At 70.1% G+C, this 25,152-nt stretch carries 30 protein-coding genes and 1 tRNA gene; 9 read left to right on the top strand and 22 right to left on the bottom strand.

The window, feature by feature from the left end:
• Positions 1-290 precede the first annotated feature (290 nt).
• A complete protein-coding gene (locus tag C9F11_RS21075; protein WP_138960738.1) occupies positions 291-506 on the top strand; it encodes a hypothetical protein in 216 nt (71 codons plus the stop codon).
• A 258-nt stretch (positions 507-764) separates the two neighbouring features.
• On the opposite strand, the gene C9F11_RS21070 is transcribed toward C9F11_RS21075, so the two are convergent.
• The 19 genes from C9F11_RS21070 to C9F11_RS20980 all read right to left on the bottom strand — a co-directional run bounded on the left by C9F11_RS21070 (position 765) and on the right by C9F11_RS20980 (position 16,392).
• Positions 765-1,466, bottom strand: a complete 702-nt coding sequence (locus tag C9F11_RS21070) for a hypothetical protein (RefSeq protein WP_138960737.1) — start codon at positions 1,464-1,466, stop codon at positions 765-767.
• On the bottom strand, positions 1,463-1,741 hold the full coding sequence (locus C9F11_RS21065) for a DUF6211 family protein (protein ID WP_138960736.1): 279 nt from the start codon (positions 1,739-1,741) through the stop codon (positions 1,463-1,465). Before C9F11_RS21065 ends, C9F11_RS21070 begins: the two co-directional genes overlap by 4 nt.
• A 349-nt stretch (positions 1,742-2,090) precedes the next feature.
• Positions 2,091-2,690, bottom strand: a complete 600-nt coding sequence (locus tag C9F11_RS21060; protein WP_138960735.1) for a DUF6349 family protein — start codon at positions 2,688-2,690, stop codon at positions 2,091-2,093.
• A complete protein-coding gene (locus C9F11_RS21055; protein WP_138960734.1) occupies positions 2,687-3,097 on the bottom strand; it encodes a DUF6181 family protein in 411 nt (136 codons plus the stop codon). The genes C9F11_RS21060 and C9F11_RS21055 overlap by 4 nt, the downstream gene beginning before the upstream one ends.
• Positions 3,098-3,169: 72 nt before the next feature.
• Positions 3,170-3,595: a DUF6197 family protein gene (locus C9F11_RS21050; RefSeq protein ID WP_138960733.1), complete on the bottom strand. Its 426-nt coding sequence runs from the start codon at positions 3,593-3,595 to the stop codon at positions 3,170-3,172.
• 61 nt (positions 3,596-3,656) lie between these two features.
• Positions 3,657-4,310 carry a hypothetical protein gene (locus tag C9F11_RS21045; protein ID WP_138960732.1) on the bottom strand — a complete coding sequence of 218 codons (654 nt, stop codon included), beginning with the start codon at positions 4,308-4,310 and terminating at the stop codon, positions 3,657-3,659.
• A gap of 69 nt (positions 4,311-4,379) precedes the next feature.
• Positions 4,380-5,849 carry a DUF3560 domain-containing protein gene (locus tag C9F11_RS21040; protein WP_138960731.1) on the bottom strand — a complete coding sequence of 490 codons (1,470 nt, stop codon included), beginning with the start codon at positions 5,847-5,849 and terminating at the stop codon, positions 4,380-4,382.
• 329 nt (positions 5,850-6,178) lie between these two features.
• Positions 6,179-6,598, bottom strand: coding sequence for a DUF6409 family protein (locus C9F11_RS21035; protein ID WP_138960730.1), 420 nt, complete (start codon positions 6,596-6,598; stop codon positions 6,179-6,181).
• A gap of 113 nt (positions 6,599-6,711) precedes the next feature.
• The gene (locus C9F11_RS21030) at positions 6,712-7,587 is read right to left on the bottom strand and encodes a hypothetical protein (RefSeq protein WP_138960729.1); all 876 of its coding nucleotides are present in this window, start codon (positions 7,585-7,587) and stop codon (positions 6,712-6,714) included.
• A 126-nt stretch (positions 7,588-7,713) separates the two neighbouring features.
• Positions 7,714-8,073, bottom strand: coding sequence for a hypothetical protein (locus C9F11_RS21025; protein ID WP_138960728.1), 360 nt, complete (start codon positions 8,071-8,073; stop codon positions 7,714-7,716).
• 57 nt (positions 8,074-8,130) lie between these two features.
• Complete coding sequence (locus C9F11_RS21020; protein ID WP_138960727.1) at positions 8,131-8,763, bottom strand: hypothetical protein; 633 nt, start codon at positions 8,761-8,763, stop codon at positions 8,131-8,133.
• Positions 8,764-9,251: 488 nt separating this feature from the next.
• Positions 9,252-10,364 (bottom strand): hypothetical protein, encoded by a 1,113-nt coding sequence (locus C9F11_RS21015; protein ID WP_138960726.1) that lies wholly within the window; start codon positions 10,362-10,364, stop codon positions 9,252-9,254.
• A 372-nt stretch (positions 10,365-10,736) separates the two neighbouring features.
• Complete coding sequence (locus C9F11_RS21010) at positions 10,737-11,963, bottom strand: hypothetical protein (RefSeq protein WP_249401810.1); 1,227 nt, start codon at positions 11,961-11,963, stop codon at positions 10,737-10,739.
• A gap of 135 nt (positions 11,964-12,098) precedes the next feature.
• Positions 12,099-12,521 carry a hypothetical protein gene (locus C9F11_RS21005; RefSeq protein ID WP_138960725.1) on the bottom strand — a complete coding sequence of 141 codons (423 nt, stop codon included), beginning with the start codon at positions 12,519-12,521 and terminating at the stop codon, positions 12,099-12,101.
• 66 nt (positions 12,522-12,587) lie between these two features.
• Positions 12,588-14,318 carry a ParB N-terminal domain-containing protein gene (locus tag C9F11_RS21000; protein WP_138960724.1) on the bottom strand — a complete coding sequence of 577 codons (1,731 nt, stop codon included), beginning with the start codon at positions 14,316-14,318 and terminating at the stop codon, positions 12,588-12,590.
• 122 nt (positions 14,319-14,440) lie between these two features.
• On the bottom strand, positions 14,441-14,884 hold the full coding sequence (locus C9F11_RS20995; protein ID WP_138960723.1) for a DUF6197 family protein: 444 nt from the start codon (positions 14,882-14,884) through the stop codon (positions 14,441-14,443).
• Between the two features lie 41 nt (positions 14,885-14,925).
• Positions 14,926-15,309 carry a hypothetical protein gene (locus C9F11_RS20990; protein WP_138960722.1) on the bottom strand — a complete coding sequence of 128 codons (384 nt, stop codon included), beginning with the start codon at positions 15,307-15,309 and terminating at the stop codon, positions 14,926-14,928.
• Between the two features lie 25 nt (positions 15,310-15,334).
• On the bottom strand, positions 15,335-15,577 hold the full coding sequence (locus tag C9F11_RS20985; RefSeq protein ID WP_138960721.1) for a hypothetical protein: 243 nt from the start codon (positions 15,575-15,577) through the stop codon (positions 15,335-15,337).
• Between the two features lie 71 nt (positions 15,578-15,648).
• The gene (locus C9F11_RS20980) at positions 15,649-16,392 is read right to left on the bottom strand and encodes a DUF2786 domain-containing protein (RefSeq protein ID WP_138960720.1); all 744 of its coding nucleotides are present in this window, start codon (positions 16,390-16,392) and stop codon (positions 15,649-15,651) included.
• Positions 16,393-16,922: 530 nt separating this feature from the next.
• On the opposite strand from C9F11_RS20980, the gene C9F11_RS20975 reads away from it, so the two are divergent.
• From C9F11_RS20975 to C9F11_RS20950, 6 genes are all read left to right on the top strand, one after another.
• On the top strand, positions 16,923-17,180 hold the full coding sequence (locus tag C9F11_RS20975; RefSeq protein ID WP_138960719.1) for a hypothetical protein: 258 nt from the start codon (positions 16,923-16,925) through the stop codon (positions 17,178-17,180).
• On the top strand, positions 17,177-17,620 hold the full coding sequence (locus C9F11_RS20970) for a hypothetical protein (protein WP_138960718.1): 444 nt from the start codon (positions 17,177-17,179) through the stop codon (positions 17,618-17,620). Before C9F11_RS20975 ends, C9F11_RS20970 begins: the two co-directional genes overlap by 4 nt.
• A 55-nt stretch (positions 17,621-17,675) precedes the next feature.
• Positions 17,676-18,254, top strand: coding sequence for a hypothetical protein (locus tag C9F11_RS20965; RefSeq protein ID WP_249401809.1), 579 nt, complete (start codon positions 17,676-17,678; stop codon positions 18,252-18,254).
• A gap of 44 nt (positions 18,255-18,298) precedes the next feature.
• The gene (locus C9F11_RS20960; protein ID WP_138960717.1) at positions 18,299-18,631 is read left to right on the top strand and encodes a hypothetical protein; all 333 of its coding nucleotides are present in this window, start codon (positions 18,299-18,301) and stop codon (positions 18,629-18,631) included.
• Between the two features lie 206 nt (positions 18,632-18,837).
• Positions 18,838-19,173 carry a hypothetical protein gene (locus C9F11_RS20955; RefSeq protein ID WP_138960716.1) on the top strand — a complete coding sequence of 112 codons (336 nt, stop codon included), beginning with the start codon at positions 18,838-18,840 and terminating at the stop codon, positions 19,171-19,173.
• Positions 19,170-19,532: a DUF4190 domain-containing protein gene (locus C9F11_RS20950; protein ID WP_138960715.1), complete on the top strand. Its 363-nt coding sequence runs from the start codon at positions 19,170-19,172 to the stop codon at positions 19,530-19,532. Before C9F11_RS20955 ends, C9F11_RS20950 begins: the two co-directional genes overlap by 4 nt.
• A gap of 80 nt (positions 19,533-19,612) precedes the next feature.
• Here C9F11_RS20950 and C9F11_RS20945 read toward each other — a convergent pair whose 3' ends face one another.
• From C9F11_RS20945 to C9F11_RS20935, 3 genes are all read right to left on the bottom strand, one after another.
• Positions 19,613-19,981, bottom strand: a complete 369-nt coding sequence (locus C9F11_RS20945) for a hypothetical protein (protein WP_138960714.1) — start codon at positions 19,979-19,981, stop codon at positions 19,613-19,615.
• A 312-nt stretch (positions 19,982-20,293) separates the two neighbouring features.
• On the bottom strand, positions 20,294-22,159 hold the full coding sequence (locus tag C9F11_RS20940; RefSeq protein ID WP_138960713.1) for a site-specific integrase: 1,866 nt from the start codon (positions 22,157-22,159) through the stop codon (positions 20,294-20,296).
• A gap of 105 nt (positions 22,160-22,264) precedes the next feature.
• A tRNA-Ala gene (locus tag C9F11_RS20935) sits at positions 22,265-22,337 on the bottom strand.
• Positions 22,338-22,521: 184 nt separating this feature from the next.
• Between C9F11_RS20935 and C9F11_RS20930 the strand changes: the two genes are divergently transcribed.
• Both C9F11_RS20930 and C9F11_RS20925 read left to right on the top strand, forming a co-directional pair.
• Positions 22,522-23,070 (top strand): DNA-binding protein, encoded by a 549-nt coding sequence (locus C9F11_RS20930; RefSeq protein WP_138960712.1) that lies wholly within the window; start codon positions 22,522-22,524, stop codon positions 23,068-23,070.
• Positions 23,071-23,122: 52 nt separating this feature from the next.
• A complete protein-coding gene (locus C9F11_RS20925; protein ID WP_138960711.1) occupies positions 23,123-25,141 on the top strand; it encodes a serine/threonine-protein kinase in 2,019 nt (672 codons plus the stop codon).
• Positions 25,142-25,152: the final 11 nt, after the last annotated feature.

The raw sequence follows: 25,152 nt of genomic DNA, 5'->3' as shown, positions 1-25,152 counted from the left end.
ATCCGGTCGTCTTTGATCATTGTATCGTCGGGAACCGACGATACCTTGGTCCTCAAATTTCAAGATCGGTCATGGGGAGCGGGTAGTCGCTCCTGCTTCGGAGGGTGATTCCTGGCTGCGGCTTTGACTTGGGCCCGCTGGGTCTGCGGGGACGCTGTTACCTCGGTGGCTCTCGGGAATCGCTGAGTGGGGAGCCTGGGGCGCTGGTGACGTTCGGCAAGATCCGGGCCTGGTCGTCCTGGTGATCACTAGGGTGATCACCAGGACGCTGGGATCGCTGGGGAGGGCTTATGAGCACTGGCCGACGTACGCCGTGGTGGTACCGCGTTCCGCCGCTCGCCGTCTCACTCATCACCCTGGTCGTGGTCACCCTCGCCGTGCACCCGTTGCTCTCCGATCCGGACGGGGCCCGGTGGGGGACGGCACTTGGGATCGGGCTGGCCACCGGTCTGGCCGCCGCGTTCGTTCAGGGGATGGCCCAGCGGCATCACGACCGAAACGTCTGAGCGCTGCCCCTCCGGCTCCGGGTACGCGAACGGCCCCCGCTCCGAGGGAGCGGGGGTCGGGGCCGGCAAGCGGTAGGTACTACGGACGCACGGGCCAGTCACCGAAGGGAACGGGCGTCCGGCCAGTGGCTTCACGTACGGCTTCGTCGGTGCCGCACAGGGTGCAGATCCACACGTCACGGTCGGCCGTGAGGCGGGATCGGGCGGGCCGCTCGCCGAGCGGCCCGGCGCATCGCGGACAGGGGACGGCGGTCACGACTAGTCCTCGGGGTTCTCGCGGGCGGACTTCAGAATCAGATTCCAGGTCGGGCGGGAGTAGAGCTTCTCCGTCTGGGTCTGGAGGTCCGGGATCAGCTCGGCGTTCGTCGCACCGGGGTTGGCAGCAACGGCCTGCCGGGCGAGGGTGAGCCGCTCGTCCCCCTGGTAGGGGTACGCCAGTCCGCGGCGGCCCTTGGGCCGTCCGCCGGCGTGCCCGCGTCCCTTACGTTCGGCGACGTACTCCCACATCTGCCACCGCTTCCACTTCGGCCGCTTGCGTCCGCTCGGCAACACGTCGTGGGTGGACGGCTCGGGCCAGCCCTCGGGCGGGTTCTTCACATAGTGGGAGATGGTCGTGGTGTCAGCGAACCCGCAGATGCGGGCGGCCTCCGCGGGGCCGACTTCGTCCTCGGGGTCGCCGGAGAGGTTGGGGGAATTTGTGGTGACAGCCTCAGCACGCTGCCGCTGAAGCTCGTGGTACCAGGTGATCCACTTCCCCCCGTACCAGTGCATGACTCCGTCGATGACCACGGCCTCGGGGTGACCGTTGTTGGCACGGTCGCTCCAGAGGTTCTGGAGGGTGGGCTCGCTGATGCCGTGGATCTTCTTGAGTTCGGCGCGCGAGTAGAGCGTGCCGCCGGTGTCGCGGTGCACGGTGCTCTCCTGTTCATGGTCGGGCGGGGAGGTGGTCGGCGCGGTCACGCGCGGGCCTCGGGATCGGGGTTCGGTGCCCAGGTGCGGGCGCCTTCGGGAGTGACGCGCGTCAGCGTGGCGATGTCGTCCAGGTCGATGGCGGCGGCCCAGTCGTCGCGCTCCGGATGACCGGCGGGGAGGTTGAGGACGATGTGCTCCTGGTGGGGCGGGAGGTCCTCGACTATGACGAAGGTGCGGCCGGGGTCTGCCCCGATGCTGTTACCCGTCGTGAGCTGGGCGAAGTCGCCGGGGCGGGGACGGTCGGGGTGCTGGTCGCTTAGCATGGTGGGGTTCTTTCTTGGTGAGAGAACACTGACGGCCAGCGCCTTGTTGCCACTCGTGCGCTGGCCGTCGCCTTTTGGCGGTCTTTTCAGGCGCCGTCGGTCGGTGTGGTGGTCGGGGTGTTGCCCTCCCCGGCACCAGGGAGGAAATTAAACCACCTTTGCGGTGGTGGGGCTCGTGACTGGTTGTCCATGACGGTGGTGCCCGCCATGGGCGGGGTTCCGGTGGCGCTGCGCGCCGGGGCGGGGCTGGGGAAAGCGGCCGTCGCCCGGCGTCGGGCGGTGACGGGGTGAGGCGGGGGACGGCGACGGTCGCCGGTGAGTCGTCGCCTTCGGCGCCGTGCCGAAAGATTCAGAACAGCTCTGCTTGCCCGGCTGCGGTGGCGGAGAGCTGCCGAGGGGGCTTGGCGACCTGGAGTTCGTACCGGGGCCGGCGCCGGTGCGGCGGCTGGTGGAGGTCGTTTCGGCGGTGTCGCCAGACGACCAGCGGGGCCCCTGCTTCGGCCCATCCGCGGGGGTACCCGCTGGCTATCTGTGCCCACCGGAGTTGGTTGTGGGGCAGGTCCCATAGCTCGGCGCGGTGGGTGGTGATCGGGAGCGATCGCCAGTCGGGGAACGCGTGATCGTGGGCGTCCTCGATGGCGGTGTTGAACGCCTCGTGCTCCGGGCCGACGGCGACGTTCCCCTCCCAGTCGCAGGAGAGGCAGCCTCCTCGGTACTGGTCGTCGTCCCGCCCGTAAGTACGCCGCGTGAGGAGGGTGGGGCTGTGGTGGTCGGGCGGGGTGAGGTCGTGGCCGAAGTCGGAGTAGGCACCGCCCGGGTGTCCGTGGCGGATGTGCCATGTCTCGCACGCGTGCACGCCGTGTACGGAGCGCCTGCGGCTGCGCTGGTTGCGCACTTGCCAGTAGTAGGTCTGACGGGCGCGGGCGCCGAGGATTTCGGGGAGTGTCACGGCTGGTCCAAGAGGTCGGCACGAATGACGTCAAGGAGGGGGTCCGCGAGGAAGGCTTGTTCGTCCGGGGCGTAGGTGAAGCGGTGGCCGTAGGCTCGGCGGATCGCGCGGCGGGCGTCCTGGTGGCGGTCGTCGTTGCGGTCGTACGTGGTCCGGGTGAGTACGTCGTAGCCGTGCTGGGTGAGCACGTCGGCGACAAGGGCACGGACCGCGACGGGGTCGAGGGTCGCAAGGTCGTGTTCGGCGGGTGCGGCGGTGAGTACGCGGGTGAGTTCGGATGCACTGAGCCGGGGTTGGAGAGGGACTCCGATCCGGGCGATGCCGTCCCGGCTGGGCTGAGCGGCGCCGCGCCGGGCCGGCGTGCGCGGTGCCGGTGCGGTGGTGGCGGGTTCCTTCGTCGCGTGCATGGTGCTGGCCTTGTGGTCGTGAGTGGTTGGCGGCGCCGGGGACGGGGCTGTGCCCGCCCCCGGCGGGCCCGGTCAGAAGAGGTGTGCGGCGGGGTCGGCGGCGGTGCGGAGAGCTTGGGCGGCTTCTGCTGTGGTGCGGCCGGGCGCGTTGCTCCACTGGTCGATCACGCCACGGTGGAGGTACTCGGCGTCGTGGGGGTCGCGGGCTTCGAGCGGGTGTCCCGCGAGATGCTCGGCGAAGATCCGGAGGGCGCGGGCGCGTCCTCGTCGGATGGCGTCGGTGTCGTAGTAGCGGTTGCTGCTGCGGCGTGCGTCCCCGGCGGCGACGTCGATGGCTCCGCGGGGTGAGCACGCGAGGGTGACGGTGCGTCCGGCGCCGGCGAAGATGTCGCGGCCCTGGTGGAGACCGACCTTCTCGATGTGGCAGGCGGCCCATTGGAGGATCTCGACGGGGTCCGTGGGGATGAGGACGCTTTCGGGGCTGTAGCGGATCGGCATGAGGAAGTCCGTTCGGGGAGAGACCCGGGGGCGGCGTCGCGCCGCCCCCGGGGAGGTCGGGCTACTGCTGGTAGGCGGTGATCAGCTCGCGGACCTTTTCCTCGCCGACGCACCCGCCCTCGTGGCGGTGGGCGCTGGGCGGGGCGCCGTTGCGGCCCCGCAAGTGGCTCCAGAACTTCGGGCCTTCCCAGCCGCAGAGCAGGCAGGAGAGGTACCAGTGGTTATCGCTTCCGGGGAATCCCGTCAGGACCGCCCGCCAGTGGTGGGCCGCGAGCCCGGCGAACGCGGTGAGGGCGCTCTTGATGTTGCGGTCCGTGACGGGCATCCGCGGGTGCAGCAGCGGCACCGGGCCGCACACCGGCTTGGGCGCCTCGGCGCGTACCAGGTCCAGCGGAACGGCTGTGATGCGACCGGCGGCGTACTCCTCGGCGAGGTAGGCGGCGGCCATGTCGATGCCCGGGGTGCCCTTGGGCGGGCGGCGGAGGTTGTGCTCCCCCGCGCTGGAGTCGGTCCACCAATCCCGGTGCCAGCGGTGGGCCTGTCCGATCACCCAGTCTTCGCCGACGATCACGGGGTAGCGGCTCGCAGCGTCCGGGGTTCCGATGCGGTACGGCACGGCGGCCGTGGTGACGTCTGCCCCCTGGTTGGTCGTCGGGTGGTCGAGCTGGCCGGGGACCGTGGCGGTTGCGGGCCGGTCGAGGAGTTGAGTGGTCATGATGGTGCCCTGTTCTGGTGAGAGTGGGAGCCCGCCCCGGCGTACTCAGCCGCCGGGGCGGGCGGGGCGCTACGCGGCGGCCGGGGCCTGCGGGGCGGCGGTCCATGCACGGCGCGGGGTGATGCCCAGGTCCGAAAGGACCGGGGCGTGGCTGCCGTTGTCCGGGACCCATTCCCAGTCGGCGCCTTCGGTGCCGGGCCGCTCGGTCCAGGTGAGCATGTAGGAGCGGCCGGAGGTGCGGGGGTCGCCGCACACGGCCTGTGCCTCGCGGCGGGTCATCGCCCACAGAGCGCGCTTGCGGGAGCGGCGGGTGTTCTTCGAGGCGATGAGCACCAGCGCCATGCCCTCCTGCCAGTTCGCTCCTTCGGCAGGCGTCGGCTTCCCTTCGGGGGCGTGGTGACCGTGAGCCCAGCGGCGTACTTCCGCGGGCCACTGGCTGGAGTGGGACATGGGGGAGGTCTCGGCCGCCGGTTCCGGCTCCTCGATCGGCGGGGACTGCTCGGCCTGCTCCTGGTGTTCGTCGGCCTCGACCTGGGGCGGCTGCTGCATCTCGGCGGCGCTCTTGCGCCCGGTGACGTTGTCGTAGGGCACGGTCGTCGTCCCCTGGTAGTGGTTGCCCTCGGCGTGGACGACGTTGCGGCCGGTGCTGTTGAAGATGTGCGGCACCGTGACGGACTTCGGGTTGACGCGCAGGACGGCGTACCAGGTACCGCGCGCGCGAACGTAGTCCCCGCGCTGGAAGTCGGCTCGTGACCAGACCTTGAAGCCCTGAGCTTCGGCTTCCTTGATCACGTCCTGCCAGTAGGCGATTTCCTCGGTCAGCTCCTGGTGCCGGAGCTCTAGTTCCTGGCGGATGTCGGGGTTGTCGATGTTCCTGAACTGGCCGCAAGCGGACTCGCCGCGCTGCCACTTCTCCACCGCGCGGAGTTCGGCGTTCAGCTTGTCGATCCGGCGCAGGGTACGGCCGGGGTTCTTGCGGAAGGCTTCGTATCCGGCTGCGGCCTTCTCCCGGTCGGCCCAGTAACCGGCCTTCTCCCGCTCGCCGATGCTGGTCCGCATGGCGGTGTCCATGCGCTCGTGGTCGCGGCGGGCGCCACGCTCGGAGTGATGGCCGACCAATATCGGCTGGCCCATGTGGAAGCGCTCGGAGATTTCGTGACTGCGCTTCCACGCGGACTCGGACCTGGTGGCGGCGTTGTCCGCGTACTGGCCGAAGCGTTCGGCGCGGTCCTCGGCCCGCTCAACACGGTCTTGCTCCGCCTCGGCGAAGGTGCGGCGGTCGGTCTCGTCGATGGTGACGGTGACCTCGAAGCCTTCGGCGCGGAGGCGCTCGGCGAGTGCCTCCAGCATCGGCCGGGAGGTGCGCTTGTCTCGGCTGTAGGGGAGGTACCAGCACCCGAGGTTGCGCGACCACTTGGCGAGCGTGGTGTAGCCGGATGCGTAGTGGCGGGTGCGGAGGACTTCCTTCGAGCCGTCATTCCGGCTCGTGCCCTCGATGAGGGTTCCTTCGCGGCGTGAGTGCTTGATCTCAAGAGACATTGAACTGTCGTTTCTGGTGAGAGAGTTCGTTCCGGCCGAAGGGCGGAACGTTGCCTTGCAATGCGGCCTGTGCCACAGGCGCGGGCCGGGAGGGACGAGCGGCTCGCGGGCCGTCGCGCCCTGCGCGACGGCAGAGGCAGCCGCGCCCCCGCGGGGCGCGTCCGTCCCGGTGCCCGTCGGTGGCCGGCGGAGCCGCCTGCGGCGGAGTCGGTCAGCGGCGGTGAACGCACCGGGCCTTGTTGCTGTCGCCCCCGAAGGGGGTGTCCGCTTCCCCTTTCGGGGCCGCCGGTCCGGAGGTGTTGCCCTCCCCCGGACCGGCGGGGCGGTGGTCAGCTGCGGTGGAGCGTGTAGCCCGTTTCCGGGGCGGCGTCGGCCAGACCGGCCCGCTCGCGCCATGCCTGGAGCACTGCGGCGCGGAGCGCGTCTCCGTGGTCGTAGGCAAACCGGCCCCGCCGCAGACTGACCATGAGGTCCTTGAACGTGCCCGCGTGCATCGTGGTCAAGGTGTCGTCCAGCGGCACAAGTTCGTTGGGGAACATGGCCTGGACGCTGTCGCCGGGCTCGGGGGCGCCGATAGTGAAGTACCAGACCAGGACGGTCGTCGTGGTCTCCGGCTCGCCGAAGGGGCCGACGACGATGGCGGGGCGGGCGTCGAGCTGATGGCCCTGGAACCAGGGTCCGGCCAGTACGAGCGTGGCGGTGGGGAAGTCCTGGACGGTGGGCTTCGTGGTCTGCGTGGCGGTGGTCATCGCGTGTTCCTTTTGGTGAGAGGGGCGGGGCTGGTTGGCCCCGGTGTGGTGTCGGTCGGGGTGTTGCCCTCCCCTTCCGACACCACTAATTAAACCATGTTTTAGGGGGTCGGTCAACCGATCATGGCAAGTTCGCGGGTGCCGGATTCGACGGCCGGGCGGACGGCGTCCGCGATGGCGCGGCCGGTCTCGATGGCGCGGACTGCGGCCCCGTGCACGGGGGGCTTCTTGTCGCCGGTGATGATGCCCGCGAGCGGGGGCATGACGGCCGGTCCGGGGGCTATGCCGAGCATGAGGGCGGAGACGTGGGCGGCGGACGCGACTTCGGCGGCGTGCTGGTCCGGCACCAGGGCATCGGCCGGGTTGATGCGGCGGAACGCGTGGCCGTACAGGAGGATGCGGGCGGCGTTGTCCGGGGCGTGCTGGGTGAAGTCGAATCCCCCGGCGGTCTCGGGGTCCTCGCCGTAGGTCTCGCGGTACTGCGTGATCAGGACATCGCGGACGGCCGGGGCGGGGAGTGCGGCGGGTGCGGGGTGCGTGTAGTCGTCGCCCTCGGTCTGGGTGATGTCGAATACGGGTCCGGCCTTGTAGCCGGAGACCTTGCGGGGGCCGTCCTCGGCGGCGCCCTCGGCGGGCGCCTGCTGGGCGTCGCCGGGCCCTTCGGGCGCCTCGGCGGCCTCGGCCGACCGGCGCTTGATCGGGGTCCAGATGCGGAGGGAGGTGGAGCCCTTGGCGGGGTGGCGACCGGCCTTACGCCAGTCTCCGGCACTGAGCACGCGCGTGGTTCCGGGGCACTGGGCTGCGATGGCGACGACGTTGGTCGGGCTGCGGTCAGGGAGGACGGCGGCGGTGCGCATGACCTCGGCCCACAGTTGCTCGCTGGCGACCATGCCGACGTATGCGCGGTCCATGACGGCTTCGAGATCGGCGCGCATCTGCGCGGAGTAGGCGCGTCGTTCGTCCTGGCTCATCTTGGGCTTGCGGGCCATGGCAGTTTCCTCCTGGTGAGATCGACTGAGCACCGGGGCCGACCGGCCCCGTGGTGTCGGAGGAGGTGTTGCCCTCCCCCTCCGACACCATTAATTAAACCATGTTTCTAGGGTTTGATCAAGCCTCTAGATCCAGTAACGGCCTTCGGCGTGGCAGGCTGCCCGGTACGCCTGGGTTACGGCGTCCTCGATCTCCTCGTAATGGGCGATGACGTCGGGCGGGGTGGTCGCCTCCCATGTGCCTCGCTTGGCCCGGCGCCACTTCAGCGCGATGACAAGGGTGGTGAGTTGGGATCGGTTGAGCGCCCACCGGCCGGAGTCGGGGAGTTCGTCGCCGTGGAGTAGGCCGCGCGCGTTGCTGATGTGCTCGGTGCCGCTCCACACGTTCTGTGCGGACTGGAGTTCAAGGGCTCGGCGGAGCGTTGTGCGGACGTAGGGGGCCTGGACGGTCCATCCGGGCGTGATGACGTAGAGGTCTGCGCTCATGGCGGTCTTTCTGGTGCAGGGGGAGGACGGGGACGCCGGAGCGCCCCCGCTCGCTGGTCAGTGCGCGCAGTACCCGACGGGGCGCCCGTGCTCGTCGGCGGGGGTCTGGACATGGGGCAGGAATCGGCTGATCGCGAATACAACGGCGTCGGCGATGATCGCCGGGGCGTCACTCAGGAGGATGTCTACCTTGCCCCCTTCGATACCGATGCGGATGTCTCCGGGCTCCAGTTCAAGGGTGACCATGGCGTTGGTGCCGTCCACCCTGGTGCGGGCTCCGGGGAGCCGGTCGGAGAAGTCGCGGGCCATTCCCTCGACCTGCTCGCGCATCTCGGCTTCCTCGGCGTTGTACTCCTCGACCCTGCCGAACGCGTCGCGGTAGCCGGGCATGAGGCGTTCCTCAATGAGGGCGGCGACGGCTTGGGGGGTGTCCTCCATGGTGACCTTGAGGCTGTCGCGGTCGCCGCGCCGGAACGGGTAGGAGGTGACGGGGAACGCCCCTCGGACCTGGAGGTAACCGGGCTCGTCCCACCGCTCGGAGAGGTGGAGTACCGGGCCGTCGGGGTGGATGAGCGCTGCGGCGTGCGTATAGCTCTCCGCCCCGTACCCGACCTGCTCGGGTCGCCAGTCGCCGTTCAGTGCGAGGGCGATGGTGTGCGCGAGCGCGACGACGGAAGGCTTCTGCTCCATGACGGTTCTCCTGGTGAGAGTTGGCCGTGCCGGGATGGCGCGGCTCCGGGGCCGGCTGGGGTGTTGCCCTCCCCTTCCGGCATCACTAATTAAACCATGTTTCAGGGTCCGGGTCAACCTGGATATGGGCTCTGACCTGGACTTTTCCGCGCGCTCCGGGTCCGGCTGGGCTGGGGCCTCGGCCACAACGGGGCCCGGGGCGGGGTTCCCTCCTCGGTCGGACGGCACTGCCCCGGCGTGCCGTGGTGCAGGGGTGTGCGGTGGAGCGCCCGGAAGCCGGGACTTTCTGAGGTACGAGGAAAGTCCCGGACCCGGACGAACGACTGCACACCCCTGCGGCGCGGTGCGCGAAGCTGGGACGGCCGATCGAGGAGGGAACCCCGCCCCCACCACCTCAACCACAACGACGCCGCACCCAACCGACCGGCCCCCTCCCCCTCCGAGGAGGACCCGCCGGAGGCATCAAGCTCTAACGCCGGCGCCCGGCATCACCACAAGGCGGGCTGCACCGCGGGACCTATCTCCGCCCAACTCCATGATTCTGGAGCGGACTTGATAGTCCTGGACGCGGGGCGGGGGGTGCCTGCACCCGGGCAGTGGCCGCCTTCGTCCTCCCACTGGTCGGCCGCTGCGCGCTCGGCAAGCACTTCTTGCTCGGCGAGCGTGACCGGCCGCTGGTACAGCCGCCGTGCGCTGGATTCCAGCGGCGGCAGGCGGCGGGCGGCGGCCTTCTGGTCGTCGCGGCGCTTGTGGTGTCGGCGGACCTTGGCGAATCGAGCTTCGTAGGCGGCCTGGTCGGCGGCGTGCAGTCCGGCCGGGTGCAGCCGCGCAAGTTCCAGTGCGGCCTGGCCCATCGGGCTGGGGGTGAGCACGCGGGTGTCGTCGTCCTGGCGGACGGCGACAAGGAACCGTGCTGCGTACAGCGCCTGCGTCCGCTCGCGGCTGACCCTGCGGCCTCCGGCCCAAGCACCGCGTCGTGCTGCCTGCCGGGCTCGCCCGCCTCGCCAGTACAGACGGCCGGTCTCGGCGGCCTCCAGCACGCGGACGTGCCCGGCCGTCCAGCCGAGTTCGGCAACGTGCCGTTCCGCAAGATGCCGGTTCAGCGCCGCCCGGTCGCGGTTCTCGCGGTCCATGCCAGTAGCGGTCCGCTCCTCGGCTTCCTGTTGAGCCTCTTCCCGGCGGCGGGCGCTCTCCCGCTCGGCGTACTCGGCCGCCGTCAACTTCCGCTCCAGCTCGGCCCGCAGGTCGGCGGCCGTCTCCGCGACCCCGGCCGCCGACTGGGCGCGGACGGCGTGGGCGACAGCCTCTCGGGCGCAGTACGCCAGCGAGCTGCTCGGCATGGCGGGATCGGCGGCGTACTCCTCGGCACGGTCGGCCCAGCTTTCGGCCTCGACCGCTGCCTGGTGAGCTGCTTGCATGACCGCCTCCAGACGGGCGGCGGCACCGGATCGGCTGTGGCACACGGCGGTCATAGCGTCGTCGGCGGCGGTGACGGCCAGGATCGCGGCTTGCCTGGCGACCTGGAGGCAGGTCTGCGGGGACGGCGCCCCCGACGGGGCGCCCGGTTCCTGCGGGCGTGCGGCGCACGCGTTCTCGGACATGGGGTGTTCCTCGTTGGTGTCTGGGTGGTGCGGTCGGGGAGCGCGCCGCACTCCGACCTGGGGATGCCGCCTTGGTCGCGCGGAGCGCGACGGACAGTGCCGTCGTGCCCGCAGGGCACGCCCTTGGCCCGGCGTCCGGACGGGGCGGGAGGGCCGCCTGCGGCCTGGACGCTCCGGCCGGACGCGAGCCGGGCCGCGCTGAGCCGTCCCCGCGGGACGTCCTTCTTGCGTTCCGGTGCGACGGCCGCCACTGGCTCTGTGGGTTCGCCGGCGGTTGGCGTGCGTGGTGGGGGCGGCTCGATGCCGCCCACGCCACGGCCCCGGCGGCCGGGGTCCGGCCGGGCGGCGGTTTCCCCCGCCCGGCCGGACTGCTCACGCTGCGGCTAGCTCGCGCTCCTTGATGCGGCACCGGGTGAGTACGGTCTGCGTGACCTCGCCGTAGGTGCTGTGGTCCTTGACCGTGCCGGTCAACTCGACTTCGTCGCCCTTGTCGGGGACGGTGGCCGCGCTGCTGAACCAGACGTACACGTTGCCGCTGGTGTCCTGGAACTTGATCAGGCGGCGGCGCTGGGCGTGGTAGCCGTAGAACCGCTCCTCCAGCTCGATCACGGTCGTCACGGTGGCGGTGACGGTGAGCCGCTCCCCTTTGGTGCCCTGCGGCTGGGAGTTCTGGGCGGCGCGCTCGGCGGCGGCCTTCTCCTGGTCGCGGTGCCAACCCGCGATCGCGGAGACGAGGGTGGGGAGGTGGCGGGGCGCGACCGTCTCCACCTTGGCCAACTGACCCACCTTGTGGCGGTAGTCGTTCAGGCTGCCGTACCCCTGGACGGCCCACTCGCGGACGGCGGCGGCCGTGGCGGTCGCGTCGGGCTCGGCGTCGATTCCGGCTCGCCACTCGGCCGGGGCCTTGCGGCTGAAGAAATACGCCTCGACGCCGTCGGCGGTCGGCTGGGTCTTCTTCCACTCCTCGGCGCGGCTGTAGTAACGGCCGTCCTGGGCGACGATGGCGGCGGTCACCCGGAGTACCTCGGCCACCGGGATCCGGAGGTCGGCGGGGTATCCCTGCTCGCCGCTGTCGTCGTCCCAATCGGAGTCCTTCAGCTTGCCGAAGCGCCACAGTGCCTCAAGGCCCTTGATGGGCAGTCCGGTGTACGGCTCCACGCACGTGGTGCCCAACTGCCGGTACTCGCCGCTGTCGTGGCGGGCAAGGTAGGTCGCGGTCCGGTGGCGGGCGACCTTGCAGCCGTGGCAGAAGTTCGCGATCACGCGCTGTGCGCTCGCCTCGGCGGCAAGCTGCTCGGGCAGTCCGGGGAAGAGGCTGAGGAGCGTCTCGCCCTCCTCGTCGTGGTCCAGCCGGGCCACGACGGTCCAGCCGCTGTGACGCGGGATCTCCCCGAAGACCGTCACGGTGACCATGGAACGCTGGCCGACAACCCGGCCGTCGAACGGGTCCTTGTAGTCCGCGAGGAACGGCGCGGAGATATCGAGCGAGTAGGCCGTGAGCCCGTGGACGGCGGCGCGGGTGTTGGTGGCCTCGACAAGCTGACGGACGTGGTTGGCGGACGTGGCGGGCACGTCGAAACGCATGGCTGCGCTGATCATCGTGGGTGCTCCATCTGGTGAGAGAAGTTGAGCGCCCGGCCGGGCGGGTTGCCCTCCGCGTTCGGCCGGACCTGGCGGGCCGCGTGCGGCCCGGTGGTCGGAGGGGGTGTTGCCCTCCCCCTCCGACACCATTAATTAAACCATGTTTCGAGGCAAAGGGAAAGCGTCGCGGCCGGGGATTTCCAGTGCGGCGCGGTCCCGGAGGAACGCGGCGAACAGGGCGGCGGTGTAGCTGTCGGCGGTGCCGTAGGTGCGGCGGCAGTCAAGGGCTCCGATGCGCTCGCCCCGGTGGCGGACGGGGAACGGCTGGCCGGGGGCGGGGATGGCGAGTGCGTACAGCCCGCGCGGGGTGTCCACCCGTAGGACGACGGCGGCGGCCTCGTGGTCGTAGGCGGCGCTCCAGCGGGCGGGCCCGATACCGAACTCCGCGAGACCGGCCGCAATCGCGCGGGCCTGCATGATGTCGGCCGTGGTGCTCGGGTCGGGCTCGGCGGGGGCGGGGATGCAGCCACAACCGTGGTCGTCGGTGAGGGTCTCGAACGGGGCTGTACGGGTCACTGTGGGGCTCCTGGGGCGGCCGGGGCGGGCGGGTCATCCCGCCCCGGCGTCGTGCGGCTGAGGGTCTTAGGCGGCGGCTGCGTCGTCGGCGGGCGCCTGGTCGGCCTGCTCGGGCTCGGCGGCGGTGATCGCGGCGCGCTTCTTCTTGTTCGGGTCGTACGGCTCGTTGTCCTTCACGGACTGCTCAATCGGGGTGAGCTGGTACCCGAGTGCTTCGAGGATCGCGAACCACTTGCCGGTGGGGGTCCTGTACCAGGGGGCACGCTGGTCGTCGGTGCGCCATGCCGCCCGGGGGGCGTTCTTCTCGCGGACGGCGGCGACGGCGGCGAACTGGAGCTGAGGGGCCCGGCGGGGGTCCTTTGCGACGTGCTCGGGGAAGTCCGTGCGGTGCTTCGCCTTGTCGCCGGTGAGGCCGAGCAGACCCGCCAGGATGTTGGTGGTGGGCTCCTTGTTGAGATCGTCGCAGATTCCCCAAGTCCCTCCGAGCAATGCCGCGTTGACGTGGCCGATCAAGGTGTTGGTGGTGTCCTTGGGGAGGTTGCGGCGCTTGATCAGATCCGTGAGCCACTCGCGGCGGCGGGTCTCGGCGGCGTCCCATTCAAGGTTGCCCTTCTTGACGGCGGCGCGGGCCACCTTCTCCGCCTCCTTCTGGGCGGTGCTCTTGCCGCTGCCGCCCATGGGGCTGCCGGGCTCGGCGTGGCCGTACAGGGCGGGGGAGGTGCAGTACGGCTTGAGCTGCTCGTCCTCGGCGTCCTCCAGTACCCACACCTGCCCCTTGCACTCCGCGTGCCCCTCGGCCGTGATGCGCCCCCCGTCCGGGGTCTTGAGCCGCCATACCGGGGTAGCCCGGTCGGACAGTTCCGCCATGTCCCGGACCTTCTGCCCGGCCTTCTCCAGCTCGGCGCGGTGAGCCCCGGCCTTCGCGCGCTTCTCGCGCTTGGTCCGCTCGATCCGGATTGCCCAATCGACTTCGTCGGCGTCGTCGTCCTCGGCCTCCTCGGCGGCCTCGGTGATCGTCGCGAGCGCCTCGGCGTCGTCCGCGAACTCCGACAGGGCGGCAAGCTGATCGAACGTCCACGCGTAGGTGCCGCTGGCGACGGCGTCGCTCAGAGCCTTGTCGCCCTTGACCTTGACGACGGCCTTGACGTCCTTCTGCCGGACCCCGGCCGCCTTGGCGATGCGGCCCACCTGGGCGCCCGCCTCGGACGCGCTGAACATGGCGGCGGTCATCTCGCCGTGGCTGAGCGCCTTGCGGTGCTGGGCTGTGGTGATCATGTCGAGGAACTGCCCGGCCGCGTCGCGGTCGTCGTCGTCCCACTCGTACGGGAGGTGGGTAAGTCCTGCCTCCTGGGCCCCGAAGAACCGCCGGTTCCCGTCGTTGACCTGGACGACTCCCCCGTCCAGCCTCTGGACCTTGACCGGGACGCGGCACCCCTCGGAGCGGAGCGACTCGACGAACGCGGCGTTGATGTCGAGTTCCTCGCGGGCGTTCTGGGGGTGCGGGGTGAGCGCGTCGATACGGATGACCGGGCGGGCCGTGAACGGCACGGTCTCCAGTCCGGCGGCGACGGCGGCGGCCAGCCGCCGGAAGCCGTCTATCACCTGCGGCACGTCGCCGTGGGTACGGACCACGTACAGCGGCTCCTGCACGCCGTTGGCCTTGATGTCGGCCTGGAACTTGGCGGGGACCTTGATGTCGCGGACGTTGCCGGGGTGGGCGGTCAGCTGGGCGACGGGAAGGGTGTCCCACTGGGCAGGGGTGACCTGGACGCCGGCCTGGGCCGTGGCATTGCTCATCGTGCTTGCTCTTCCTTGGTGAGAGGTTCCGCCGGGCCGGTCGGCCCTGCGGGGGGTGTCGGTCGGGGGTGTTGCCCTCCCCCTTCCGACACCATTAATTAAACCATGTTTTGGGGTGGCGATCAAGAACGCCATATGTGATCGCGGTCACTCGTGACCGGGGCTGCGACGGCGCGGAACATGGCGGCGGCCTCCACGGCGGTGCGGCCGGGCTCGTCGCCCCAACTCCACAGCGTGGTGCGGCGGTAGGCCCATTCGACCATCTCAAGGGCCTGCCACCGTGCGGGCGGGATGGGTCCCCCCGCAACGTGGTCGCTGGCCATAATCAGGGAGTCCCGGAGCGCGCTGTGGAAGATGTCCCACGCCAGACCGGCGGGCACGGACCGGTGGGGCCTGGCCGCGCTGACGCCCTGGTCCCATGCGTGCAGCACGTTGCACGGGGCGGTGTCGCCCATCTTGCCCGGCTGCCAGAGGTGTTCGCCCTGGTACAGGCCGACGCGTTCGATGTGGTCGGCGGCGGCGTTCAGGATGTGGGCGGGGGTGGCAGGGGTCTTGCGGGGCGGCATGGTGCTCTCCTGGGCGGCTGCGGTCGGTTCGCTGGGCGGGGTCACAGGGTGTCGGCGAGTTCGTACAGGAGCGTGATCACCCTGTCTTCAAAGGAGTTGGCGGCGGCCTCCTCGTCCTCCTGGTCGCGCTCGTCCGGCTCCATGTCGGGGTCGGCGTCGGCTTCCCATTCGGTGATCAGGGACTGAGCCTGTCGGGCCAACTCCTGGTGCCTGGTGGTGAGTTTGGATCGGGCTAGGAAGTCCTGGAGCGCGTCGCCGTGGCTCTCGCCGTGGTAGTGGCCGTGCCACCATTCGGTGGGGGTGGGCCCGAAGGACTTCGGGACGACGACGGTGACCCACTCTTCTCCGTTGTGGAGCACTGCCGTGCGCTGGCCGTTGCGGGGGTCGGTGTGAAGGGTCAGTACCTCGTGGTTGCCGATGCGCATCGCGCTTCCTCCTGCGGGGCGGGGGTCAAGGGCGGGCGGAGTCGGCGGACCGGGCCGCGATGGTGCAGTCACAGCAGTGGCATTCGGTCCGCCACTGGAATCCGGCCGGGCTGATGATCGAGTAGGCAAGGGCGGCGGCCTCCGAGATCCGGCCGGTGCCGTACTCCTTCGGGGTGGCGGCGTTCCAGCGCTGGGGGACGCTGTAGTTCTGGAAGTAGTGGCGGCCGGTCTCGTCGGCCTTGGGGAATCTGATCCAGTCCATGGGCACGGCGCGTTGCTCCTGGTGTCGGCGGGCAGGGGCCGGGGCGGCGGGTTGCCGCCCCGGCGGAGGGGCGGCGGTCAGGCTGCGAGCGCTCCGGCGGTCGCGGCGCCGATGCGGCGGGTGCCGCCGATGTCGGCGCGGCTGCCTGCGGCGGCTCCGTCGCCGTACCCGCTGCCGCTGTACGAGCCGCGAGAGGTTCGGATGCGCGGGTGCGCCTTCTTGTAGGCGGCTTGGACAACGGCGGCACGGTCGGCCAGTACGAGCGCGCCGCTGCGGCCGGTAACTGATGTCTCGCCCTCGGCTGCGGTGCGGGCGGCCTGCTCGGTCGCCTTGATCCGCTCAATGACCCGCTCGATAAAGCCCAGTTGCCAGGAATTGCGCCACGCTCGGGCGTTGCTGACGTCCCACGGGACGGTCTGCGCGGCAAGCCCGCTGAACATCTGAAGCACGAGTGAGGCGTACAGGACTTCGGCACGCTGGATGTCGGACTCGTACCCGACGATGTGAAGTCGGCGGGCGCCGCCTGCGCCCTTCGGGCGGACAGAGACGGCCTCGCATCCAACAGATTTGGCAATGAAGCCCATGAGGCGGACGCGGGACATGGACCAGGGATTGGGGAGGTCAACGTACCGGTCGCTGATGGCGTCGCGGGAGGGTTCACCGTCGCTCAGCATGGCCTCTTCCACTCCGTACTTGGCCATCATCTCGAACGCCCGCTTCCGGGCCAGTTCGGCTTCCGCCTCGGTGGTCGAGGGGTCCTCGGCCCTGGCCAGCAGGGCGCGGATGGTGTCCAGCTTGGGGTTCTTCTTCTCGGTGCTCATGGCCCTGTTCCTGGTGAGAGTTCCGCCGGGCCGGTCGGCCCTGCGGGGTGTCGGCTGGGGTGTTGCCCTCCCCTTCCGACATCACTAATTAAACCATGTTTTGAGGTTCGGATCAAGCTGGACAGGGGCTCTGACCTGGACTTTTCCGCGCGCTCCGGGTCCGGCTGGGCTGGGGCCTCGGCCACAACGGGGCCCGGGGCGGGGTTCCCTCCTCGGTCGGACGGCACTGCCCCGGCGTGCCGTGGTGCAGGGGTGTGCGGTGGAGCGCCCGGAAGCCGGGACTTTCTGAGGTACGAGGAAAGTCCCGGACCCGGACGAACGACTGCACACCCCTGCGGCGCGGTGCGCGAAGCTGGGACGGCCGATCGAGGAGGGAACCCCGCCCCCACCACCTCAACCACAACGACGCCGCACCCAACCGACCGGCCCCCTCCCCCTCCGAGGAGGACCCGCCGGAGGCATCAAGCTCTAACGCCGGCGTACCCACTCAGGTTCGAGAACTTCCCGGACCCATGCCTACGGTGCGCGCCATGAGCAGGTACTCCGAGCAGCAGCGTGCAGAGATAGAGGAAGCCGTCCAGGGCCTGGTGGGCGAGATGGAGGACATCGTCCACCACCAGGTTGCCGACGGCATGTGGCACCCGTCGTACAAGGAGATGGGGGAGGTCACGGACGACGAGCTGAAGGAAGCGGCGGAGGCGTTCGCCGGGCGCCTGGTGAACGCGGCCAACAAGGTACTCGTGGCAACCGCGGCGGCCCCGCAGCACTTCGTTGGGGAAGACCGATGACGGCCACGGCGGGGGTGAGCGCGGCGGAGCTGCGGCGCCGCGTGCGGGAGATAGAGGCGCTCCAGGCGAAGACGCGCGAGCTGGCCGCGAAGAACGTCCTGACAACACGGGAGGCGGTAGCGAAGGCGGCGGCGGCCAAGGACGAGGCCGACGTAGCGGCGCGCGAGGCAGCTGCGGCGGCCCTGCGGCTGTTCGGCAACGACGTCGAGTTGGTCGCCGAGCTGCTCGGTGTGCCGGCGGAGGAGCTGGAGCGGGAGGCGAAGCCTGTTACCGCCGCTCGGGCCAAGGAGGTCATCGAGTCGCTGCGCGCTCGCGCGGGACGTCCGCGGAGCCGCCGTGCGCAACCGGCCCGTGCGGCGGAAACACAGGAATCAGCGCCGTTGACCGCTACTTCCCCGTCGGCTGTCGCCCCTGATGCCAGCCGCGCCGATGCGGCGTGAGGATGACTCCGAGCCCGGACTGTTCCCCCTTTCTACGGTGGACCGGTCCGGGCCGGTGCCGGTCGAGGACCTGCCCGAGCAGCTCGCGCTGATCGGGGAGCCGTCGCCGGTTCGCATCCCGGCCGTTGAGTGGACGGCGTGGCTGGCCGATGAGTCGGTCCGGGCCCGCTACTGGGCGAAGGTCCACCGAACGGCCTCGCCGTCGGACTGTTGGTTTTGGACGGCGGGGGTCTCCAGCACGGGTCACGCGTCCTTCCGGGCGGCATCGCTGCCGGGCCGGACTCGACGGGGCACTGTTCCGGGACATCTGTACGGCTATCAGCTCGCGCACGGTGTGATCCCCCGGCTGGGCTGGGACAACGACAGCCCGACCGTTTGCCATACGTGCGACAGCCATTCGTGCCAGCAGCCGCAGCACCTACGGCTCGGGACCCCGGCCGAGAACCGGGCCGAGTGGGTGAGCAGACGCGGCAACCCGGGGAGCCCGCTGGCTGATCTGCGCGGCCCGGCCAGCCGTTCACGGGCCATCGCTGAGGCCATCCGGGCTGGACGGGCCAACGGCGAGTCCGAGGCGGAGATCGCCCTCCGTATCCGCTCGGCGGCGACGGCAGGCCGCCCCCTGAGCCTGTGGTGACCCACACGGACACCACCAACCACCCCTATGACCGGGAGAGAACGTTGAAGAGCACCGGCCCGCATCGCGCCCTGGTGTACGTGAACAAGGAACGCCTGTTCCTCATGGTGACTCCGCTCGACGCGGAGGCTGGCAACACCTCGGGGGAACCCGACTGGAACCCCGTACGGTTCCTCGTCCACCGCAACCTTGGACCAGCGGAGGAGCCCTTCATCCCCGCCCTGTTCGAGCACCGGCTTATCGAAGCCGGGTACACCATCGACTCGGCTGAGCTGACGAAGCCGGACACCGTCAACGGCTGGTCCAAGGGCGTTCTGCCGGACCGGTGGAGGACCGTCTGCTACCCCGCCGAGAGCGCGACGGCGGCGAAGGCATGATGGACGACTACCCCTTCCCTGAGCCCTTCGGCCCCGAGTACGTACGCCCGCGGTCTGCCGACTGCCCGAACTGCCCGTGCCACACCAAGCGCGTGTGCGCCGAGTTCCAGTGGCTCCGGGCCAAGCGCCCGACCTACTCGGACGGAACCCCGTACGAGAAGCCGTGTCCGTGCGAGCAAGCCGCCGCTGAGCCGGTGCCCCGCACGGTGGCGATCGAGCTGGACGGCATCCTCCGGATGGTTGAGGCGCAGTACCACCGCACCGGTCTACTGACCGGGCGGATGCTCACCGAGCGGGTCTTCCGCGCGGAGTCCGCGACGCTGGGCGAATGCCCCGTCCCGGTGCCGATGGGGCTGTTCCGGCCGAAGGAGAACACCGACCCGCGCCTGGTCGTCATCGACTCGGCCGGGGTGAAGTGGACGATGGGATTCACAGTGCAGCACTACCTCCGGCCCTACCGGATCACCGGGTGGCACACGACCGAAGCTGACGGCCTGCCCGACCGTAAGGTGACTGGACGAAGCGGGGGAGATCCATCATGACCAGCAGCACACAGCAGGCAGACGCTCCGACCACTGAAGTACGCAACACCCCGGCCCGAGTCGCCTTCTGGTCGGCGGCCATGGGCGTCGGCCTGATCGTCGCGGTCTTCATGACGCCGATGTTCTGGCTGATGTACGGGCAGTACTACACGTTCTTCATGGCCGTGTTCGGCATCGTCGCCATCCCAGCCGGCCACCTCGGGCGTATCCGGGGCAAGCGCCTGGGCGGCCGTGACCGCGGCCTGGCCCTGCTCGCCATCGTGACCGGGTGGCTGCTGCTGCTCTGCGTCCTGCTCATCGTTCTGGCTTACGCCGGGCTGATGATCGGACTCACAGCCTTGTTTAGCTTCGCGAGCTGAACGGTTGCCGGTGAGCCGCCGAAACCACCAACGGAACCACGGGCCAACGCGAGTGATCCAAGAGGGGCCAGGCGGTGGTACTAGTCAGGCAAGAGATCACGCCAGGCACGGATCTGCGCCGCCATGGCCTCTAGACCATCCGCCAGCGCATCCGCCTGGTGCCGGCTGGTCACCGGAACATAGTCACCAAGCTGGCCTCGCCCTCCGTCGTCGATCACCGCAAGGTCGAGCTGGGTGCTCCGCTGCTGGTCCTGAAAGTTCTCACTTGCCGAGGGCGACAAGGAGACTGTGTAGACCGTCCCGTTAACCAGCGGCGGCAGCTGCATCGTGGACGGCTTCGACTCATGCACGATCGAATCGATCTCGGGGTCCTCGTCATCATGCCGACACACGCACCACGACGGGCAGTGGCCGCCAGTGACGCTCCTCTTCCATTCGTTCGCGTCCATGAACTGAATTGTGGCATGAACGCTCATATAGACATGAAGCACCCTGAATCTCCCCCGGCGGCTTCGCGTCGGCCTGGACAGTCAGGCCGAGACTGTGGCCGCCGCGCTCCCAGGAACAAACTCCGCGCGACGGCCTACCAGCACCGCTGAGGCTCCGATCAAAGTCTGCGCCGCCAGGCCCGAGCGCCATGCGGCTCGACTGGCCGGCATCCGCCATCTGATCGGCTGCGCCATGAGAAAGGCCCGCTCCTCGGAGCGGGCCTGACCCATACATCGGCTTCGTGATGTCGGCTTCAGCCTACGACAGCCCCGTCATGCCGTGACGTCCGCTGAGTCCAGGTTTGGGTTCTGCGAGCAAACCTTCAGGGCGTCCATGCGGGCCTGCTCGAACGCCCTCTTCACGGCGAGCTTGTTCACTCCACGAGCGTGAGCCTCGGTGCTCCCGTCAGGTCTGAACTCGGTGCGGAATTCGGCGGCCCTGGTGGTGAAGCTGTCGGGCTCGAACTCCCACGCCCATCGGCTGATTACGGGGAGGGGTTCGTACGAGAGGTCTCCGTCTGGGCCGTACGACGCCAGGGCGGAGTGTACGAACTCGCGGTCCGGCATCCGGGTCCAGACGCCCCCGCCCCCAGTCCATCGGTCGCGTTCCTCCGGGCCCACGGCGCCGCGCCTGATGATCTTGTCCTCGGGCCAGTCCTCTGCCCGCATGGCTTCGGTCGTCTCCGCGTGGTCGTCGTTCCATTGGTCGGCGACGTCTTGGGCGTGCTGACGGTCGGCGAAGGGCACCTCGCGGCCATCCAGCGTGACGACGAAGACGGGCTCGATGTCGTACTCCGTACCGTCCTGTGCCATGGCGCTCGCGTCCTTCCAGGTCTGCGGGGCCAAGCCGGAGTGCTGGCGAGGTACCTGGGGGAGCCCGTCCGTCGCGGCCGCGAGCCCGGAGTGCGCAAGGAAGCCGGGCAGCGGGGCGGTCGGGTCCATGGCCCATTCGACGGCGGCCATGACCTCGTCGTCCAGGGCGTCCAGGAGGTGGCCGTAGCGGTCCACTGTGGTGGTGATGGACTCGTGGCCAAGCCGTCCTTGGATGGCGGGCAGGGGCACCTTTGCAGCGATGAGCCACGACGCGTGGGAGTGGCGAAGGTCATGGATGCGCGGTCGCTTGATGAGCCCGTACTTCTCTGCGGCCAGCTTGATCGCGGGCACCCACCGCAGCCGGCGGAAGGTGCCGGGGTCCCACTTGCCGCCTTCCGGGCCGGTGAACAGGAGGGCGTCCGGAGCCAGGCCCTTGGCGCGGCGCCGGAGCATCCGGTCCAGCTTGTGGGTGATGACGACCGTCCGGCGGGACTTCCGGGTCTTGGGCGGACCGAGGATGGACTTGCCGTCCTCGTCCTTCTTCCAGGCCCTCTGGACGCGGATGGCGGGTCTGCCGTTCCGGCGCCGGAGGTCCCGGGGCTGGAGCGCCGTGGCCTCGCCCCAGCGGAAGCCGGTCTCTGCGATGGTCTCGCCGAGTTCCTTGGCGTCGTCCTTGAGGCACTCGTGAATCCAGGCCCATTCTTCGCGTTCGAGGAAGACCATCTCCTCCTCGTCCTCGGCGCCGTCGAGGCGGGGGAGGCGGGTCTTCGCACACGGGTTGGACGCACGTAGCGACGGTTCTGCATCGACAGCGGACTGCAAGATCGCGGAGAGCAGACCGTGCTTGTTCTGGACGGTCTTCGGTGCGTACGCGGTTCGGGGCTTCCTGTCGCGGGGGTCGAGCGGTGCGAGCCGTCCCGCCTCCAGGTCGTTCACCCAGTCCTGCACCATCGTCCGGACGAGGCTGCCCTCGCCGTCCTCCACCGAGTACGGCCCGAACCAGGGCGCCATGTTCTCGGATATTTCCTTCTTGTACTTACTGCGGGTGTCGCCCTGGATACCTGTGAGCCGGTCCACGTAGGCGAGGGCGAACGGCTCGAACATCGTCTCCTGACGGCGTCGATCCGCAACAAAACCGTGACCTTTGATCCAGCCCGGCGGCCAGTGCTCGCCGTGGCCCTTCACGAGGTCGCGGAACCGCTCAGCCGAGGTCAGGTCGTCGAAAGGCTCTGACTCCCGCTTTCCGGTCCGGGCTCCACCTGCACGCCAGCGGACGACGTAGGTGGAGTCCCCGTCCTTGCGTTCCTTGGTCTCGATGTAGGCCATGCGGAAGACCGTAATCGAAGTGATGTGCCCACCTCGTGCCCACCAGGAGCAACAAAAGAGCCCTTCCGACCTACGTTTCCGCAGGTCGGAAGGGCTTACCTTCTGTGGAGCCTAGGAGAGTCGAACCCCTGACATCTGCCATGCAAAGACAGCGCTCTACCAACTGAGCTAAGGCCCCGGACAACGACACCGGTACGTGAAGATCACGGCCCGGGGAGCGTCGCAGACCAGAGTACCGGGTCCCACCGGGGATCTCGCAAAAGGATTGGGGGTCCCCGTGCGCGACCACTCTCCGTAAGATGCTCGACGTGGTTCGCGGCAGCGAACCGCAGTCCAATGGGGAAGCGATGGGGAGACGCAACATGGACGCTGCACAGCAAGAATCAACCGCAAGAGCACGGGAACTCCAGCGGAATTGGTACGGGGAGCCGCTGGGGGCACTCTTCCGTCGCCTCATTGACGACCTGGGCCTGAACCAGGCGCGGCTGGCCGGGGTGCTCGGCCTGTCCGCGCCCATGCTGTCCCAGCTCATGAGCGGCCAGCGCGCCAAGATCGGCAATCCGGCCGTGGTCCAGCGTGTCCAGCTGCTCCAGGAGCTGGCCGGGCAGGTCGCGGACGGCAGCGTGAGCGCCGCCGAGGCAACCGACCGCATGGACGAGATCAAGAAGTCCCAGGGGGGTTCCGTACTGACCAACACCACCCAGACCACGTCGAGTTCGGGCGCCCCCACGGTGAAGCGCGTGGTGCGCGAGATCCAGTCGCTGCTGCGCTCCGTCGCGGCGGCGGGCGACATCATCGATGCCGCGGACTCCCTCGCCCCGACCCACCCGGAACTGGCAGAGTTCCTCCGGGTGTACGGGGCGGGCCGCACCGCGGACGCCGTCGCCCACTACGAGGCGCACCAGAGCTGAGCCGTCGGCCGGGCCGCTGCCGGGCGGCCCGGAAGGGGAGCGGGGCACGACCATGGGTGAGGTCTTCGCCGGCCGGTACGAACTCGTCGACCCGATCGGCCGCGGGGGAGTAGGCGCCGTGTGGCGTGCCTGGGACCAGCGGCGGCGCCGGTATGTGGCCGCCAAGGTCCTGCAGCAGAGAAACGCCCATACGCTGCTCCGCTTCGTACGGGAGCAGGCACTGCGGATCGACCACCCGCATGTGCTCGCCCCCGCCAGCTGGGCCGCCGACGACGACCAGGTCCTGTTCACCATGGACCTGGTCACCGGCGGCTCGCTCGCCCATGTCATCGGTGACTACGGAGCGCTGCCGCCCCGCTTCTGCTGCACGCTCCTCGATCAGCTCCTCGCCGGTCTCGCCGCGGTGCACGCGGAAGGCGTCGTGCACCGCGACATCAAGCCCGCCAACATACTCCTCGAGGCCACCGGGACGGGACGCCCGCATCTGCGCCTGTCCGACTTCGGCATCTCGATGCGCAAGGGCGAGCCACGGCTGACCGAGACGGACTACGTGGTGGGCACGCCCGGATATTTCGCGCCCGAGCAAATGCTGGGCGCCGAGCCGGACTTCACCGCCGACCTCTTCGCCGTCGGCCTCGTCGCCCTCTATCTGCTGCAGGGCGCCAAGCCGGACGCCAAGGCCCTCATCGAGCACTTCGCGGCACACGGCACCCCGGGAGCTCCCCGGGGCGTGCCCGAGCCGCTGTGGCAGGTCATCGCGACGCTGCTGCAACCCGATCCGCAGGCACGCTTCCGCACCGCCGCGGGGGCGCGCAAGGCGCTCGCCTCCGCCACCGAGGTGCTGCCGGAGCCCGGGCCCGACGACGAGCTCGTCGAGATCTTCGACCAACTGGGGCCGCTGCCCGAAGGGTTCGGCCCCGACGGTCCTCTCACTCCCGCGCCCAAGCCACCACCGCCCCAGCCGCCACCGCCCCAGCCGCCTTCGTCCCAGCAGGCTGCCTCGCACCACGCCGCCGCTCAGCACGCCGCCGCCCAGCACGCAGCCTCGCAGCATGCCGCCGCTCAACATGCCTCCTCGCAGCATGCCGCCGTTCAGCACCCTGCCGCCCAGCACTCCGCCGTTCAGCACCCAGCCTCCCAGCACACCGCCGCTCCACCGTCCGCTTCTCGGCACACCTCGTCTCAGCCGTCCGCCTCTCAGTACGCCGCCTCGCAGCACGCCGCGCCTCAACTGCCCTCGGCTCAGCTGCCCGCAGGCCATCAGGCGCCGCCTCACCAGCCACCGGCCCACCCGCTCGGCGCCCAGCAGTCCGTCTCCCAGCCGCGCACGCCACCGTCCGTACCGCGACCGCCCACGGGGCAACCGTCCGTGGGCCAGCCGGCCATGGCCGAGCCCGCTACGGGCCAACCGGACACCGGCCAACCGCCCGTGGGCCACCCGCCCCTGCCCCAGCTCCCCATGACGGAGCCGTCCACACCGCAGCGCCCCGCCACACCACCCCCACCCGTACCTCAGCCCGCCACACCCTCCACGCCCTCCGCACCCCCCGCGTCTCAACCACTCGCGCCACCGCCGTCGCTCCCTCCGCATCCCCCCATGTCGGAGACCGGCAGCTTCCATCTGCCCCCGCCGACGCAGGCGCCCCCGCAGCCGCCCACTCCCCCTGCGCACACCCCGCTCCCCTCCGAACCCGACCATGCGGCATCCCCCCGCCCGACCGCACCGGCGGAGGGCGGCCTCTCACAGGTCACGGGCTCCTCGGCGCAGCGCGCCTACGCTTACGCGCCTACTTCTCCCCACACCGCTCACCCGCCGCAGGTTCCCCACCCGAGCACCCCGATTCCGGGACCTCTCGCACCGGTTGAAGCCCTGCTGTCGCCAGGGCGCGCGGAGTCGGCGGAGGCGCCGCAGGAGGAGCAGCCCTCGCGCCCCCGCGCCGCCCGTTCCCGACCTACCCGCTCCCACGCGGCCCGGCGGCGCAACGGACCGCCCGTGAAGGTGGCCCTGCCGATGCTGCTCGCCGCGCTGGCCTGCTTCGCGGTGGGATTCTGGGCGCTGTTCCGCATCTGAGGCGCGGCCCG

This window comes from Streptomyces sp. YIM 121038, assembly GCF_006088715.1.
Lineage (GTDB): Bacteria > Actinomycetota > Actinomycetes > Streptomycetales > Streptomycetaceae > Streptomyces.
The sequence above is the reverse complement of the archived record's forward strand: the minus strand, read 5'-3'. Positions and strand labels throughout refer to the sequence as shown.